The organism is Chryseobacterium oleae, assembly GCF_900115055.1.
GTDB lineage: Bacteria > Bacteroidota > Bacteroidia > Flavobacteriales > Weeksellaceae > Chryseobacterium > Chryseobacterium oleae.
The window spans coordinates 249,217-265,303 of record NZ_FOVD01000007.1 but is presented as its reverse complement, the minus strand read 5'-3'; the positions used below and the strand labels follow the sequence as shown (position 1 = coordinate 265,303).

The 16,087-nt window shown below is 37.7% G+C and carries 14 protein-coding genes; 4 read left to right on the top strand and 10 right to left on the bottom strand.

From position 1 onward, the window contains the following. Positions 1–18: 18 nt before the first annotated feature. From BM143_RS19800 to BM143_RS19760, 9 genes are all read right to left on the bottom strand, one after another. Positions 19–2,451 carry a TonB-dependent receptor plug domain-containing protein gene (locus BM143_RS19800; protein WP_090026647.1) on the bottom strand — a complete coding sequence of 811 codons (2,433 nt, stop codon included), beginning with the start codon at positions 2,449–2,451 and terminating at the stop codon, positions 19–21. Between the two features lie 162 nt (positions 2,452–2,613). Continuing rightward, entirely contained in the window at positions 2,614–3,771 is a 1,158-nt protein-coding gene (locus BM143_RS19795; RefSeq protein WP_090026645.1) for a pyridoxal phosphate-dependent aminotransferase, read from the bottom strand. Positions 3,772–3,776: 5 nt separating this feature from the next. After that, on the bottom strand, positions 3,777–4,856 hold the full coding sequence (locus tag BM143_RS19790) for an FAD-dependent monooxygenase (RefSeq protein WP_090026643.1): 1,080 nt from the start codon (positions 4,854–4,856) through the stop codon (positions 3,777–3,779). A gap of 243 nt (positions 4,857–5,099) precedes the next feature. Then, positions 5,100–6,476, bottom strand: coding sequence for a tryptophanase (locus BM143_RS19785; RefSeq protein ID WP_034726836.1), 1,377 nt, complete (start codon positions 6,474–6,476; stop codon positions 5,100–5,102). 91 nt (positions 6,477–6,567) lie between these two features. After that, positions 6,568–7,185: a DUF502 domain-containing protein gene (locus BM143_RS19780; protein ID WP_034726837.1), complete on the bottom strand. Its 618-nt coding sequence runs from the start codon at positions 7,183–7,185 to the stop codon at positions 6,568–6,570. Between the two features lie 23 nt (positions 7,186–7,208). Beyond that, positions 7,209–7,787 (bottom strand): MiaE family protein, encoded by a 579-nt coding sequence (gene miaE / locus BM143_RS19775; RefSeq protein WP_090026641.1) that lies wholly within the window; start codon positions 7,785–7,787, stop codon positions 7,209–7,211. A gap of 253 nt (positions 7,788–8,040) precedes the next feature. Beyond that, positions 8,041–8,994 (bottom strand): alpha/beta fold hydrolase, encoded by a 954-nt coding sequence (locus BM143_RS19770; protein ID WP_090026639.1) that lies wholly within the window; start codon positions 8,992–8,994, stop codon positions 8,041–8,043. 82 nt (positions 8,995–9,076) lie between these two features. Next, a complete protein-coding gene (locus BM143_RS19765) occupies positions 9,077–10,165 on the bottom strand; it encodes an acyltransferase family protein (RefSeq protein ID WP_090026637.1) in 1,089 nt (362 codons plus the stop codon). Between the two features lie 118 nt (positions 10,166–10,283). Then, on the bottom strand, positions 10,284–11,171 hold the full coding sequence (locus BM143_RS19760; RefSeq protein ID WP_090026634.1) for a neutral zinc metallopeptidase: 888 nt from the start codon (positions 11,169–11,171) through the stop codon (positions 10,284–10,286). Between the two features lie 373 nt (positions 11,172–11,544). Between BM143_RS19760 and rplU the strand changes: the two genes are divergently transcribed. The 3 genes from rplU to BM143_RS24355 all read left to right on the top strand — a co-directional run bounded on the left by rplU (position 11,545) and on the right by BM143_RS24355 (position 12,763). After that, positions 11,545–12,120: a 50S ribosomal protein L21 gene (gene rplU / locus BM143_RS19755; protein WP_072925762.1), complete on the top strand. Its 576-nt coding sequence runs from the start codon at positions 11,545–11,547 to the stop codon at positions 12,118–12,120. Between the two features lie 12 nt (positions 12,121–12,132). Next, positions 12,133–12,390 carry a 50S ribosomal protein L27 gene (gene rpmA, locus BM143_RS19750; RefSeq protein WP_034726841.1) on the top strand — a complete coding sequence of 86 codons (258 nt, stop codon included), beginning with the start codon at positions 12,133–12,135 and terminating at the stop codon, positions 12,388–12,390. A 199-nt stretch (positions 12,391–12,589) separates the two neighbouring features. Next, complete coding sequence (locus BM143_RS24355) at positions 12,590–12,763, top strand: bacteriocin-like protein (RefSeq protein WP_449384779.1); 174 nt, start codon at positions 12,590–12,592, stop codon at positions 12,761–12,763. A 120-nt stretch (positions 12,764–12,883) separates the two neighbouring features. Here BM143_RS24355 and BM143_RS19745 read toward each other — a convergent pair whose 3' ends face one another. Next, positions 12,884–15,412, bottom strand: a complete 2,529-nt coding sequence (locus tag BM143_RS19745) for a DUF5686 family protein (protein WP_228430897.1) — start codon at positions 15,410–15,412, stop codon at positions 12,884–12,886. Between the two features lie 538 nt (positions 15,413–15,950). Here BM143_RS19745 and BM143_RS24250 point away from each other — a divergent pair. Further along, positions 15,951–16,085 (top strand): hypothetical protein, encoded by a 135-nt coding sequence (locus BM143_RS24250; RefSeq protein ID WP_262484255.1) that lies wholly within the window; start codon positions 15,951–15,953, stop codon positions 16,083–16,085. Positions 16,086–16,087 lie beyond the last annotated feature (2 nt).

Sequence of the window (16,087 nt, the reverse complement as noted above, 5' to 3'; positions counted from 1 at the left end):
AGTCTCTTTATAAATATTCTAAAACTTAAAGTTTAGTCTTGCGAAAGCCTGTCTTCCCGCAAAGCCCATCTGTACCGGATCGAAAATCCCTCCGGACTCTGTGTTGCCGTCTACATGAGCTTTTTGTAGTGTAGGATATCGGTTAAATAAGTTCTTACTTCCAATGGTTAAGTTGAAATTCTTTGAGAACTCGTAGCCGAAAGAGATGTCAGTGGTTACTTTCGCGCCATAGAACTGGTAGTCATCAGCACCACCATAGCCTATAAGCTTTACTTTATCAAATCTTACCAGCTGAAGGTTGGCGTTGAACTTATCAATTTTATAGTTTAAATTCAAATTGATCTTTGTTTTCGGAGCCGAAGCCAGAATAAATGCTCTTTCTCTCGGGCTCAGATAGACCTCTTCTTTACCCTTCAGTTTATCTGACGTATTGACTTTGGTAATCTCCATTTCATTATAGTTTCCAGCTAAAGTAGCGGTTAGTCTTCCCGAACCAATATTTTCATTGTAGCTTAAAATAACATCTACTCCTTTCGTTCTGGTGTCAATAGCATTGGTGAAGAACTGGGCCTGGTCAATATGATTTTCAGCCAGAATTCCGCCTATCGCATCATCGTCCTGTGAAAAGTTACCGGTCAGTACAATTCTGTCTTTTACTTTGATGTAATAGCCATCTACAGTTGCCGTAAATTTTCCGGTATTAAAAGTAAATCCGGCACTTCCGTTTAATGAAGTTTCTTGTTTTAATTGCGGAATTCCCACTGTTTTTGCCAGATCGCTATCATTAGATGCCAATTGAATAGTCACCAGATTTCCTCCCTGGAAATTGGTAAACTGAAGGCTATAATATTTCTGTGCTAAAGATGGTGCTCTGAATCCTGTAGATACCGAACCTCTGAATGCAAATTGAGGGGTAAAAGCATATCGTGTGGCAAATTTCCCATTCAGTGTACTGCCGAAATCGCTGTAGTTTTCAAATCTTCCCGCTACACTGATCATCCATTTTTTAGTAATGTCAAGCTCTGTGTCTACATAGGCGGCAAAATTATTCCTGTTTTTATCTACAGCTTGCGAATAACCTGGGAAACCCTGCGATCCACCGGGACGTACATCTCCCGAAATCGGATTGGTAACGAGTAAACCTTGAGGGGTATTTGGGGTAACAATATTTCCATTGATATCATACATTGCATAAGATGCTTCTTCTCCCTTAATGATTTCAAACTGTTCATATCTGAATTCGGATCCGAAGGCTACGTTTAGTCCTTCCAGTACTTTAAATGGTTTGGAGGCATTAAATCCCGTTGTATTCTGAAGAAGAGAGTGACCTCCGGCATTAAAACTTCTCGGGGATTGTATTCCTAAAGTAGCATTGATGGTATTATCAATATCATAAGTAAATCTATTGCTCCCGAAGGCATTGTAAAAGTCTACATCCCAGTCAGCGACTTTAAATTTAAGCCCATTGTCAAAAGTAAAATCTGTAATGCTGGTGTTCTGCATCGGGTTGAATCCATTTGGATAAACTTCCGGGATGTTTCCGTCTGCATCTGCAGATCTTGTCCACGCATATGCATTGGTTTTACGGTGAGAAAATCCTTGACGGGAATAAAACTTCAAACCGTCAGATAACGGAAGTTCCACGTTTCCGAAGAAATAAATATTCTGGGACTTCGCATCTCCGAACTTTTCTCTTGGAGACGAATATTTTTCCGGGTTGGCATTTCGTATGGTACGCTCTTTATTGACAAATTCTACTGTGAAGTTTCCAAAACCTCCTTTGTTCCCGATTTTTGTTCCCAGATTTCCATTGAAATTGAAAGTGGTTCCGTCTATTTTACGCTCGGATACTACATCTTTATCTCCCGGACTTTTAAACAGGTTCATTCCGTAAAAAGCATTCCCTTCAAAGCCATGATTCCGGTCGTTAAGAATCACGTTGATCACCCCGGCAATCGCATCAGAGCCATATTGAGCCGAAGCTCCGTCACGGAGAACTTCAATTCTTTTTATCGCTCCAATTGGGATTGTATTCATATCTGATCCGGTATTTCCCCGGCCTTTTGTCCCGAAGAGATTGATCAGTGAAGATTGATGGTATCTTTTTCCGTTGAGTAAAAGAAGTGTCTGGTCCGGTCCGAGTCCACGAAGAGTTGCGGGATCTACCGCATCAGCTCCATCTGACCCCGATTGTTTATTAGAGTTAAATGAAGGTGCACTGAACTGGAGAAGTTGGTTTACCTCTATCTGCCCTGTCGACTGGCTTACTTGCTTAATGTCAATAACGTCAACAGGAACAGGAGTATTGGTAACGGTTCTTTTTTTATTCCGGCTTCCGGTAACGGAAATCTCATCTATTCTGGATTCTTTGGAAATAGTATCATTGGTGTTTTGCGAATAAAACATCGATACAGACCCTAAAAAAAGAACACTTGTGTATATTATTTTCATATTTCATATCGGATTTGGTGATTGTTTCAAAAATATTGAAATTTATCATCAAATCAATGTGAAAATGAAGTATTGTGTATGAATTATTTAAATGAACGCTGATTTTGTTTAATTTAAGAAAAAAATTAACTATTTAATTAAAAATAAAGAATTTTATTAACCTTAAAAGCTTCTAATAATTCGATCGAGTCCTTCTTCTAAAATTTCCTGAGAAGTGGAAAAACAAATCCGGATATGGCCTTCTGCTCCTTTTCCAAACCATCGCTCAGAGCCGGGAACAACCGCTACTTTTCCGTGCTGCAGGACATGTTGGGTGAATTCATCACTGGTCAGATTGTTTTTAATCTTAGGAAACAGGACGAAAGTGGCTTCCGGTAAGTTCGGACTTAAAATCTCTGAACGGTTCAGAATATCAAAAGCGAGATTTCTGTTGTTCTGCAGATGGCTTAGAAATTCCTTGTACCAGGGCTTTGCTCTTTCCAAAGCGACACTTGCTGCAATCTGTGACAAGGTAGAAACCCCTTCTATTGTTGAATTGAAATTTGATTTCTCTGTAAAATCATCCAAAATATCCTGATCATTGCACAAAACAGCCCCGATTCTCAAGCCTGCAATTCCAAATGATTTTGAAAAACCATATACGGTAAAACTTTTCTTCTTCGCCTCCTCTGAAACAGATGAATAGGTATGAAAATCTTTATTGTCATAAATAATATCACTCCATATTTCATCACTCATCACCCAAAGATCATGGGCTGAGGCAATTTCAGAAATCTTTTTCAGGACTTCTTTAGAATATACTTTTCCAAGAGGATTGTGAGGGTTGCAAATGCTGATCAGTTTGGTTTTCGGATTGATCAGCTGAACCATTTTCTCGAAATCAATAGCTCCCGTTGTGTGGTCTACAGGACATAATTTCACCGTTCCGCCTGCTGCTTCTACAGATCTTTTGAACAGAAAATCTACTGGATCTAAGATAATAGCTTCATCTCCGGGTTTTAAAACATAGGATGCGATCAGGAACATTCCCTGAGCGGCACTATTGATAGCAAGAATATTTTCAGGTGAGAAACTTCCGTGTTTCTCTGTATTAAAATGTTCTGCTACATTTTTTTTGAACTCAGGAAGCCCGGAGAAAGGTCCGTAGCTGAGGTAGCCGTCTTTGATGTACTCAATGATTCCCTGCTCGATTTCCGGAGCGGTCCTGAAGTCGGGATCTGCAGCTGTAAGTGGAATAATGCCTTCTTCTATGGCTGCCCATCTTCCGTTGTAGGCTTTTCTTTTTAGTGCTTCAAAATTGATGTCGTTATTGCTAAACATTTTCTCTATTTATATGATATTGGTAAAATATTTTCGGTTTGCTGGTCAAGCGGTTTTAGAAACTGGTCGAGCAGAATTCTTCCGTTTCTGATGTGGATTTCTATTTCCGGTTTTCTTTCAGCTTCATATTTTCTGAAAGCGTCAGTCATGTTTTCTTCTGATGTTAAATATTGCGTAAGGGTATAAGAATCCTTTAATGCTGAGGTGACGCCCTGACTTGTAAAAGGGATAAGCGGGTGGGCTGCATCGCCAATGAAAACAATATTATCTTTATAAAAAGGATTAAGCGTTTCCAGTTCGTAAACCCGCCACAGATGTACATTTTCATAATTTGACCCTTTTACAATGGAAGAAACCATGGGATCCCAATCGTCAAAAATGTCAAACATATAATTTCTAAGGCTCTCAACAGAAGATTTTTCACTGATCTTGTATTTTTGGTTATCAAGCTGGGAATACCATAAGACTGTATCTTCGGAAAGTTTAAGGATGCCAAATGTTAATCCGCCATCTTCATGGTGGTATTTCATGAAATTACTTTCTAAACGGGCGGCAATGTCTTTGCAATGGATGATATTCACGATTTCGTTTTCCTGAACGGTCTTCATCGTTTCATCTTTGAATGTTTCTCTTCTGATACGGCTTTTGGAACCGTCTGAAACAATGGTAAGATCAGAATCGAGATAAGTTCCGTCCTGCTTTTTCAGTTTCCCTTTTTGAGTAGCGCAGGGAGTAACCGTTTCCTCATACGTAATTTTTTCAGGAGGAATATTCCGGGCAAGGATGTGGATCAGAGAACTTCTTGAAATTACGAAAACGTCTTGAAGATCTTTTTCTGCCAATATTTTCCCTTTGTGAGAATACCGGATGTACTTCTTTAAAAAGTTACCCTGTTTGAAAAGTTCAGAAGGATCAACAATCTGTGAAAGATATTCTATTCCTTCCTTGGGAAGGAGAAAGCCGTGGCCTGTAAGATCATCTTTTTTTCTTCTCTCATAAATGTGGTAATCCAGTTGGTGTTTTTCTAAGTAACTCGCTATGCTTAAGCCGGAGATGCCGGCGCCCACGACAGCAATTTTGTTCATTTCGGAATAGTGGATTTTTTCAGTTAGTGTTTCAGCTTACATCATGTAAACTGTTATTTTGATAAGTGCAAATGTAAATTAAAAACACTCACTAATTGAAAAAAATAATTGAATATGATTTAAAACTGTTTGAGAATAAACCGAAATATGTAAAGTATGCTATGTTTCTGAAAAAGAGCGACTAAAATATTTTTAACCAAACTAAATACATCAAAAAACCGGGAAATAAATCCCGGTTTTGTTTTATGCTTCTTCAAGTTGTACTGTGAAATGTCGTAGTAAATCTGGTTCCCAGGTGATTTTGTATCCCTTGGAGATTTCATCACGTCTTTCATAAACGTTTTTGATCCCTGCTGCGATATAATCCATGTGATTATTTGTGTAGGTTCTTCTTGGAATGGCAAGGCGCACCAATTCCAGTTTCGGATAACGGTTTTCTCTGGTTTCAGGATCTCTGTCTGCCAGTAAAGTACCGATCTCTACAGTTCTGATTCCGGCTTCCTTGTAAATCTCAAGTCCTAAAGTCTGTGCTGGGTATTCTGCTCTGGATACGTTGGGAAGGAAATTTAGAGAATCGATGAAAACAGCGTGTCCTCCGATGGGTTTCTGAACCGGAATTCCATACTCAATCAGTTTGTTTCCAAGGTATTCTACCTGAGAAATTCTGCTTTCAAGGTAAGCGAATTCTGTAGCTTCGTCAAGTCCAACCGCTAATGCAGCCATATCTCTGCCGGCCATACCACCATACGTGATGAAACCTTCGTAGATAATCGTGAAATTAGATGCTTTTCTGAAGGTTTCCTCGCTGTTTAAAGCAATAAATCCTCCGATGTTTACCAATCCGTCTTTCTTAGAGCTCATCGTCATTCCGTCTCCGTATGAGAAGATTTCTTTACAGATTTCCTTGATGCTCCTGTTTTCCTGGCCCTTTTCTCTTTTTTTGATGAAATAAGCATTTTCAGCGAATCTTGCAGAGTCAAAGAAAACTGGAATTCCATAACGGTTGGAAAGTTCTCTTACCGCTTTCATATTCTCTAGAGAAACAGGCTGTCCTCCTGAAGAATTACAGGTAATGGTGATTAAGCAGAAAGGGATGTTTTCTTTTGGATGGCTTTTATAGATCTCTTCCAGTTTTTCAAGGTTGATGTTTCCTTTAAACGGATGAAGATCATTGATGTCAAAAGCTTCGTCGATTGTACAGTCCACAGCATGTGCTTTTCTGAACTCAATGTGGCCTTTGGTAGTATCGAAATGAGAGTTTCCGGGAACGACGTTACCTTCTTTTACCAAAACTGAGAAAAGAACATTTTCTGCAGCTCTTCCCTGGTGCGTAGGTAATAAATATTTAAATCCGGTGATTTTTTCAACGGTATTCTGAAGCTGCTCGAAAGAGCGGGATCCTGCATAGCTTTCATCTCCGGTCATCAATGCGCCCCACTGTCTGTCGGACATAGCACCTGTTCCGGAATCGGTAAGAAGATCAATGAATACCTGTGATGATTTCAGGTTGAAAAGATTGTAATTGGCTTCTTTAAGCCACTGCTCTCTTTCCTCTCTCGTAGACTGGCGGATTTCCTCCACCATTTTGATACGGAATGGCTCCGCGTACGGTAATTTCATGCGTTAAAATATTTTTTGGATTGTTTTTAAAGAAAAGTTGTTTGAAAAAATTTCAAATTCATCAATGTATATTTAAATGGAGCAGCAGAAATTACTCCGGAGCTTTAAATATATTGTCGTCAGAATGGAACCCGGCTACACCGCCGCTTACGGCAAACTTCATGGCAGAAGCCGCAGTCATTCCCACTACAGGTTTGATGTTTTTTTCTTCAGTAACAATTACCCATCCTGAAATAGCATAGGAATGGGGCAGATATACCGCAACGTAATTGTGCTTGTCAACGTCCGACATCTCTTTTTGGGTAAGAAAGCCGATTCTCCAGATTTCCGGATTTTCATTAGTCTTTACCCAGACAGGATCGTTGAATTTCTTTTTGTCTCCTACAAATGAAGACATGACGTCTTTTGTAGGCGTATAGATGTGTTTTACCCCCGGAGTTTTCTCCAAAAGGCTGTCCATAGTATCAAAAAAGAATCTTCCGACTACGAATTTATTTCCCAGATAACCCAGGATCGCAGTCATCAGAATGGTTGAAACGAAAACCAGACCCGGGATTTCCTTTGCGACGGATGGTATGATATTGTCGATAGCACTTACAATATACCAGATCACAAAAATGGTAAGCCCGATGGGACCAATAATAACCAGTCCCTGAAAGAAATTTTTCAGGAAAAAATTGGCAATATTTTCGAAGGTCGGTTTTTTCAACGTGGATTTTTTACTTTTTTATTTTAGCCGTGAATGGTTTCTTTGTTTCCGTAAGATTGAATGATTTTAGCTTCGTATTCCAGCCATTCTTCCCAACGCTTGTTTACCTTTTCAATGTCGCCCAGCTGTCTTGCGAAACCAATAAAAGTAGTATAATGATTGGCTTCTGAGATCATAAGTTCTTTATAAAAAGCCTTAAGCTCTTCGTCTTTGATGTTCTCGGTAAGCACTTTGAATCTTTCACAGCTTCTTGCTTCAATCATGGCGGCAAAAAGGAGTTTGTCAACAATTAAGTCTTCTCTGCTTCCCTGAACGACAAACTTAGCCAGTTCATTAACGTAATCATCTTTTCTCGCTTTTCCGAAAACGTATTCTCTCTTCTTGATGATTTCATGCACCTGGCTGAAATGGTCAAGTTCTTCCTGCGCAATGGCAATCAGTTCCGTAACGATTTCCGGGTGTTCTGGGAGCATATTGATTAAACTGATGGCATTGGTTGTGGCTTTCTGCTCGCACCACGCATGATCCGTTAAAATTTCTCCTATGTTTCCTTCTGCAATATTTGCCCACCTTGGATCGGTAGGAAGTTTCAACTTAAACATGTTTTGAATTTTTTGTAAAATTAAAATAAATTGTTATAAGTAGGAAACATTATTAATATTTATAATAGAGCATTGTTTTTTTACTCAAAATTAAATTTTTATTTTACTTTTTGTCGAAAACTGTCAATAACCGGAATTCAGATCGGGGATGTGTAATGGTTGCCGGATTCATAGTCCGCGAGTTGAGCGTTTTAAAGTAAATCAATTGTGAGAAGGTTTTTTGCGCAAAATTATAATGAAAGAATAGCCTTTATTATTTTGTTAAGGCATCGGACAGGTGTTTTCTGAACAGATTGGGATGGTCTATCCAGCTATTATGTCCTGCGTTTGGAATGAGTTTAAGTTCGATTTTGCGATATTCTTTCAGTTGAGATTGAAGGATCTCCCCGTGAAAATCCAGAAAATCATAGTCTCCATTTATGATAGTTGTTTTGATTGTGTTGAGTATATTTCTGTAATCATATTTCCAGTTAACAGATTCAGTCATGATGGATGCATCTTGGTTATAGTATGCCCTGCCTCCTTTTACAAAATTGTGCTTCCTGATATCATAAATATTTGCAGCCGCAAAATTGATTCGCCAATATGTGGTTAATTCTTTATGAGATAGTTTTGATTTTTCTATATCCTGAATTGATTTTAATTCGTTGATGCCTTTCTCTTTAAATGGTTTCAGAAGGGCTTTTACTTCTTTCCTGTTCATGAGAAAATCAACCTGCTTATTCTGACGGTCTGAAAAAACGCTTTTTAAACTGTCTGATTTGGGAACAATGGCTCCGGCGAGAACCAGATGAGACACCAGATAAGGATTTTGTTTGGCAAATTCCATACCGATCAAAGTTCCCATTGAATGGCAAAAAAGCTTGACCTTTTTCAATTTTAATGCATTGGTTAAGGCTAAAAGATCATCAACGTTTTTTTGAAAGGTAAGATTCTTTTTTTTTGAAGATGAAAGCAATGAGCCTCTTTGGTCATACAGTATAAAATGAAATTGATTTGTTAATCCCCTTAAAGCATCGGTCATATAATCATGATTGGCCCCAAATCCTCCGTGAACTACAATTACAGTGTCTTTCCCCTCACCGATTTCTTTCACGAATATATCCAGGTCTTCCCGTTGCAGGTACCATTCTGAATAGTCTTTATCCTGTGCTGAAAAAAAGGGGAATACTAAAAAGAGAGAAATATGAAATAAATAATTTTTCATGTTTTTATTTTTATGACAAATTACAAAGCCTATTCATTACAATTTTTGTTTTTTACCGATAAAGCACAGTGTACAAAATACCTTAGCCAGCTGTTTTTTTTCTCAGATATTCTAAGAGATTCCATCCAAGGTCATCCACTTTTTTTAACCCTGCAGCAATGATGAAAGCAAGAATAGTATTAATGATGTAGATGAAAATCATCAGTATCCACCAGGGCATGTTTTCCTTTAAGGCAACGACAATAAAATAGACGAGCGATGAACTTATTCCCTGGGCAAAGTAAAAAAAGATAGCATTCTTCCCGATATGGGTAACGAAGTTTTCTTTGGTGATTTTCAACCTATTGTAAAGAACAAATAAGGTGGTGAGAGAGAATAATGACCAAATGATGTAAGGAATTTTTGGTGGAAATTTATTTTTGTTGATCTTATAAAATATCTCGCTTCCGTAATACCAGAACATCCAGATCAAAGCTGCAGCAACGATAGCATATAACACAGGAATCATTTTTACAGGAATTTGTTTTCCACGCATTCTGTTGGCAATTAAAAAGATAGCAAGATAAAAAGCGACATATCCCACCTGGCCCGCCGGATATATTTCCGGGAAAATATTGAATAATAATGTAAGGGCAATGCAGAGTCCTATGAACCAGTTGACATGCTTTGGAAAAAATCGTAAGATCAAAACTCCGAAAACCGCCAGAATAAAATATACTTTCAGATACCAGAAACTTCCCATGACCACTGGGAAAGTATCCGCATTGGTGTATTGATGAAGATACCAGTTTCCAAGATTCTGCCATTGGGGAATATCGGAAACGCCAGTCGTGGCGTATTTTGATCCGAAGGTTGAATAGAAACTCTGAAGCCATTCTATAGAAAAAAATGTGAGCCCAAAAACTTTAAAAAAGTAATCCATAAAGAACAGGAAGGTCACAAAGATCATATAGGTGATCTGAAGTTTTAATAGCCTGTAGAATGTTTTTTCTACATTCGATCCGGATGTGATTCCGCTTAAAGCATAAAAAAGGGCAACATCAAATACCAGAGAAAAGACTCTGACCTCTGCCGGAATATAAAACTGTCCCGACCAGAAAGCGGTATGGATGAATATAATGGAAAGTGTTGCCATTCCTTTGGCAAAATCAATGTAGAGGTCTCTGTTCATTGTTGTAGGATATGGTCCAAAAATAAATAAACTTTAGGAGATTTATTCATAAAAAAGAAAAGAGACAGGACATCGCTGCCTGCCTCTCTTTGTTAAATATGCTAAAAATGAATGTTTATTATTTAAGTTGTTTAAATTCTTCCGCGGAAATTTCTCCCGTCTGGATTTTTCTAAGTTCATCCATGTATTGGCTCATATAAGCATCGATCTCTGGATTTGCAGAGTTCTTGCCCATTTTATACGTGCCGTTTAATACACCTTGATAATAATAGAAGAAGTTATAATCGAAATTAGCTGCGTTAAGATCATACTGTCCCAAAAGGAAGCCTAAACGTACCGCAGATCTTCTTTGTGGAGGAGTTCCGTGGTGATTGGCGCTCGTAGTCTGATAATCTCCGATGCTCTGTGCGAATTCATAGGCAGCAGCAATTTCTGCGAAATTCGTTTTGTTGTAGCCATTGGGTCTTCTTAGGTAATATCCTGCGAAACCGTCTGCTTCCAGTTCATTTGGTCTTGCTGTGGATTCATTTACTGTTGGAAGATTAAAGATATATTGTAGCTGGTGGCCGTATTCATGAGCAAGGATCATGGCATTGACAATGTCTCCGCCTTTGTTTTTGGCATCCGCGTAAATTGCGTAACCATAATAAATTTTTCCTGTAGAATACGAGATTGCATTGTAAGTGGAATTGAAATTAGATGGATCATCTACAAAACGAAGCGTTGGGTTGCTTCTTCCCCAAAGACTTGCAATCTTAGTCATTTGAGCATTCATAAAGTTGGTGTCTGTAGAATTGGAAAGGGTAGTTTTAAGAACTGCAGATGAGCTCCAGTATTGGTCTACGTAGGAGCAACTCTTTTCAAGGTCTCCCGGTTGTTCAAGCTTGGCGCTTGCAGATTGAGATTCAGGAAGAACAGATTCCTCCATTTTGTCATCACGGCACGCTGACAATGAGAAAGCGGCAATGGCTCCCGCCAACAGGCAGAATTTGAAGTTTCTTTTCATATAAAATATTTTTGGTGATAACGAAGGTATAAAATTATCTTTTAATTATCAGCACTTTGATGTGAAAAATTATTCAAACCATAGTGAATTTATATTTTTGCCATGCTTTTGATAAAAAAAATAAACCTAATTGATGTTTTGTGTAGAAATTTATTAGTTAATTTTTGTTTATGTATTGAAGTAACGGATGGTTATGAACTGTTTGTAGGAAGTAAGCCCGTTTTAAGGGTCTGTGTGCCAGTGAATATTTTAGTGGAGGAAATTTATCCAAAGACAGTAAATTGTTTTTATTAAAAAATACAGATCTGATTGCAAGCTATTTAGAAATTTATTCATATATTTGCACCTCGAAATAACTAAAAATTTATAAACAATGTTTGCAATTGTAGAAATAGCAGGGCTTCAATATAAAGTTGAGCAAGACCAGAAGTTGTTTGTAAACCGTTTAAAAGGAGAAAAAGGAGACAAAGTTTCTTTTGATAAAATTCTTCTTACTGTAAACGGTTCAATCACTGTTGGCGCCCCAGCTGTAAGCGGAATCACTGTAGATGCAGAGATCCTAGACCACGTAAAAGCTGATAAAGTAATCGTTTTCAAGAAGAAAAGAAGAAAAGGTTACCAAGTTAAGAACGGTCACAGACAATCTTTAACTCAAATTAAAATCACTGGTATCACTGGTTTTGAAGGAGGTTCTAAGAAAGCTGCTAAAAAAGAAACTGTGAAAGCTGAAGTTCTTTCAGACAACGCAACTGTTAACTTTAGTGAAGATCACGAGCTGAACTATCACTTGAAGAAAAACAACTTGTCTCAGTCTAAAGAAAACAGAGAAACTTTAATTACTTTAGGTAAAGCAGTTAAAGTTGAATTAGAAAAAACTATTCTTACTCACGAAGAAGTAGATGCTGCTATCGTTAAGAATATTGATACATTTAAAGCACTTAACAAATAATCCAGTAATAAAATGGCACACAAGAAAGGAGTCGGTAGTTCCAAGAACGGTAGAGAGTCTCACTCTAAGAGATTAGGTGTGAAGATTTTCGGTGGACAAGAAGCTATTGCCGGAAATATTATTATCAGACAGAGAGGTACTCAGCACCACCCAGGTGAAAACGTGGGAATGGGTAAAGACCATACTTTGTTTGCACTAGTAGACGGTAAAGTAGTTTTCAGAAAGAAAGCAAACAACAGATCTTTCGTATCTGTAGAAGCAAACGCATAATTATTTAAGCGTTTTATAAAAAACTAAACCTCGGCATTTGCTGAGGTTTTTTTATGTCTATATGTTTCGAGAATAAAAATATTTTCGTTAATATTCCATTTATTGTGAAATATTTATATATTTGTTAACGATCAAATAACAAATCATTTGCAATTGCCTGAAACTTATAAGTCAGGCAGGCAGATTAAAACTAATTACTATGAAAAATCTAAGAAAACTAACTAAAAAACAATTGAAGACCATTGAGGGAGCGGCTTTAGCTCTAGCGTGTCCACCTCCTGCAACTACTTGTGTGCAATGGTGCAGCTGGACGGCGCAACAAAGGCGCATATGTAAGAATATGATTATGGATGCGGATCCATGTCCATGTTAACATAAATAAAGTTATTGAAAGAGGGTCCCTGGCAGTGATGTCGGGGGTCTTTTTTTTTGATAAGAATAAAATTATACTCAAAAAAGGCTGCCTCACAAGTGAAGCAGCCTTTTTTATATTTTAAAATCCTACCTGGAATCCGGCTTTTACTCCAAATGTGGAGATGTCCGGTCTGTCAAGATAATTTCCTCTCCAGTTAAAGTCCACCCTGAATATCCTAAGGTTTCCGATTCCGATGTTTTCAATTCCGAATCCGTACTCAAAATAGATCTGTTCGCTTGGCGCAGAGTATTTAAATCCATCTACGTTGATCGCTTTGGAAGCATCGCTTAAGGTTCCGTAAGCACTTCTGATAAAGGCAATTTCTCTCAGCTTCAGTTTTTTGATCAATGGAATGTATGAAAGTATCTTTCCGTTGAAATGGTGCTCAAGGTGAAGCGTTGTATATGTGTCGGCTACAAATTCATAATAATTAAGCTGTGCAAAAGTGTTCTGGGCTAAGCTGTAAGATTGGTTTCCGGGAATTACGTTTTGTAAAGCTAAAGGAACAGTGTCAAAGGTTTTTCCAGCCTCAAAGCTTACAAGGGTTTTGCCCCAGCTTCCGATCAGTACAGGTTTATAAAACATGAACTGAAGCCTGTTATAATTAAAGTCACCATTGAAAAGGCCTTCAATTCCTCGTGTGTACTTCAGGATGATAGTTGGTGCTAAGGTTCCGTGCTCGTATCGGTCTACTCCGGTTTGGGAGAATTTGGCGCCGGGTCTTGCGATTAAACTAAGGGTAACGTGAGAGTCATTAAGTGTTTTACGTAAATCACCATCACGGAAATACATCAGGCTGAATTTCTCCGGATTGGCAGATTTGATGCTCTGTAAAGTTCCGTCTACTCTAATCTGAAAGTTTTTCCATGGTTCAATGGACGCAAAAATATTGGTTTTATTGATAGAGCTTAAAGATGCATTTTCCCCTCTTGCAAAAAGGGTAGAGGAAGCAAAAGTACGTGCCATAATTCCGTCATCAGTCGTAAGTTGTACCCCAAGCTGCTCAATATCTCTTTTGGTTCCTGCTCCGATCATGAATCTATTGACTCTGTTAAACATGTAGCGCGCTTCAGCTCCATATTTTACCTTTTCATCCTTGAATCCGTAAGCAGTATAAAACTGAACTCTCCAAGGGTCATTTTGTCCAAAATAAGTTCTTGCACCCAATCTTATTCTATCGCCTTCTACTTCGTTTTTACCGTAAATTGAAAAGATAGGGCCGATGTCGATGCCTTTAAAAGCGTTGTAATACCCTGATGCGAGCGTTTCGTAAAGTTTTACAATACGGTTGAATTTTGGAGTCTGCTGTAGTCTGTCAAGCATCTCATAGACTCCCTGTTCAGCTTTGGATAATGAATCTGGTCTTGCTTTTACCCAGTAGGCATCATCTTTATCCACGAATTTTGCGTCGTATTCTTCTGCTTTTCGGTTAAAGGTTTTGTCGTCAATAGGTTTGTTGAATTCATATTGTGAATAATCCACCGACCGTTTTGCAATAATGCTTTTCGAAGTTCTCTTTTTGGCGAAAGGAGTAAGCTCTATCTCTGTAATGAACTTTTTCGGAAGGAATGTATTTTCGTCCGGATTATCATATTCCAGCTCTGTGGAAATACTGTTGATAAAGTTGACATTGATTTTCTGTGTAGATTTTAAAGTAGCGCCTAAAACCGCATAACTGTCTGTGTCTATATAAAGATAGCCCTGGAAGGCCAGAACTTCTTTTCTTTTAGGCTGGTACCTGATCTTATAAGCATTTTCCCCGTGGATGGAGATGGTGTCCGTTAAATTATAATCGTAAGTACTGAAACCGTTTGAGCCTACAGGACTCGGAAAACCGATATCAAAATAATTTAAGGTATTGTCGTAAATGTTAATATCCCTGTAAAGGTTTTTGGCAGTAATCGTGATCACCTGATTGTCCTGGAATCCTGAGGTTTTCTGAGCAACCAGTAATCTTTTTGTCTTTTTTCCCGGTTTGTTTTCTCCGAAATTTTCATAGATCGACTCATTCAGGAAAATGGGGAGTCCTATTTTTCCGCTGGCTGTAGAATCTGCATACTCAAAGATGAAATCCAGTTTATTGAAAATCTTTTTGCTCATGAAAGCGCTGTCCAGATTATTGGCGTCAAACTGAATTTTTTCGTATTCTTTGTAAGTATACGTATCGAATTTTTCTAAACCATTATTCCTTTTTCTTTTCCATACCTCCTGCATAATAGCGTAAGCAGGGTTTTCCTTCTTGTTTTTATACTTAGGTTTTTCGTTATGGATTACAATTTCATCAATGCTACTTACTTTTTCCTGTGAAAGCTTCACAAAAATATTCTGAGCATTTTCCGGTGTAACGGTAACTGTTTCTGATGAATAGTTCTTTTTCGAAAATTTTAGTTTAGTAATAAGACTGTCGGACTGAACTGTAAAACTTCCCAAAGTGGTCTTCAGGAGAGGTTCAGTATGGTCATTGATAAATATATCTACACCCGTGATTTCTTTGTTCGTTTTCGCATCTGTAATTCTGCCGTTTGCTGTGTTTTGGGCATACGTAAGAGTGGATATAAAAAGCAGAAAAAAAAGGTTATAATATTTAGAGTTGTTATTTAACATCATTTGGTTCTTCAGGCAATTAGCACAAACAAAAAGCGTGCTGTTTATTTAAAAAAGATCATATTTTTTAACGTTTTCTATGAAAAATCACAAAACTACAAATGTAACGAAAATAACAGTAAAAGATTGTGATCTTTAATTACTTAATAGGAATGTATTTCATAATAAAAATAAACACGATTAAAGCTGATACAAAAAAGGTGAAAATGGGATTAATTGTCGGGGGTTGATTTCCGCTAATCCCATCGTTTTCCACAATTTCTTCACACTATAATTTCATTTATCAATGGGCTTTTCACAGGTTTCTGACACACTATTCACAGTTTGTCCACAAGTTTTTAAAGTGTTCTTCATAATGTACTCATATCTTCTTAATAGTTTTTCCACAGGTTATTAACAATGGTAATTGTTTTATTTTCAGCTGATTATTTTGTTAAAGAATGTTTTTCCACAAATATGGGTCTTGGATTGTGGATTTCGTAGTTGTTGTAAATAAGAAGAAATAACTAACGTTTTTACTGTTTTGTGGAAAAGTAGAAAAATGGGGATGTTTTTACAGCAGGTTTATAAAGGAAGCTATGAAGAAATTAATTTTATTGATTCTCATGAAAACAGTGGGAGGATTAAATATCTCAAGCAGATTAATCAGATGATGCAGATTTATGCTTTCGTATAATC

Bases quoted from the DNA above. Each gene is read 5' to 3' on its own strand.
- BM143_RS19760 (WP_090026634.1), bottom strand. From the start codon at position 11,171: ATGAAAAGAAACTTCAAATTCTGCCTGTTGGCGGGAGCCATTGCCGCT.
- BM143_RS19765 (WP_090026637.1), bottom strand. From the start codon at position 10,165: ATGAACAGAGACCTCTACATTGATTTTGCCAAAGGAATGGCAACACTT.
- rpmA (WP_034726841.1), top strand. From the start codon at position 12,133: ATGGCACACAAGAAAGGAGTCGGTAGTTCCAAGAACGGTAGAGAGTCT.
- BM143_RS24355 (WP_449384779.1), top strand. From the start codon at position 12,590: ATGAAAAATCTAAGAAAACTAACTAAAAAACAATTGAAGACCATTGAG.
- rplU (WP_072925762.1), top strand. From the start codon at position 11,545: ATGTTTGCAATTGTAGAAATAGCAGGGCTTCAATATAAAGTTGAGCAA.
- BM143_RS19800 (WP_090026647.1), bottom strand. From the start codon at position 2,451: ATGAAAATAATATACACAAGTGTTCTTTTTTTAGGGTCTGTATCGATG.
- BM143_RS19785 (WP_034726836.1), bottom strand. From the start codon at position 6,476: ATGAAATTACCGTACGCGGAGCCATTCCGTATCAAAATGGTGGAGGAA.
- BM143_RS19795 (WP_090026645.1), bottom strand. From the start codon at position 3,771: ATGTTTAGCAATAACGACATCAATTTTGAAGCACTAAAAAGAAAAGCC.
- BM143_RS19770 (WP_090026639.1), bottom strand. From the start codon at position 8,994: ATGAAAAATTATTTATTTCATATTTCTCTCTTTTTAGTATTCCCCTTT.
- BM143_RS19790 (WP_090026643.1), bottom strand. From the start codon at position 4,856: ATGAACAAAATTGCTGTCGTGGGCGCCGGCATCTCCGGCTTAAGCATA.
- BM143_RS24250 (WP_262484255.1), top strand. From the start codon at position 15,951: ATGGGGATGTTTTTACAGCAGGTTTATAAAGGAAGCTATGAAGAAATT.
- BM143_RS19745 (WP_228430897.1), bottom strand. From the start codon at position 15,412: ATGATGTTAAATAACAACTCTAAATATTATAACCTTTTTTTTCTGCTT.
- miaE (WP_090026641.1), bottom strand. From the start codon at position 7,787: ATGTTTAAGTTGAAACTTCCTACCGATCCAAGGTGGGCAAATATTGCA.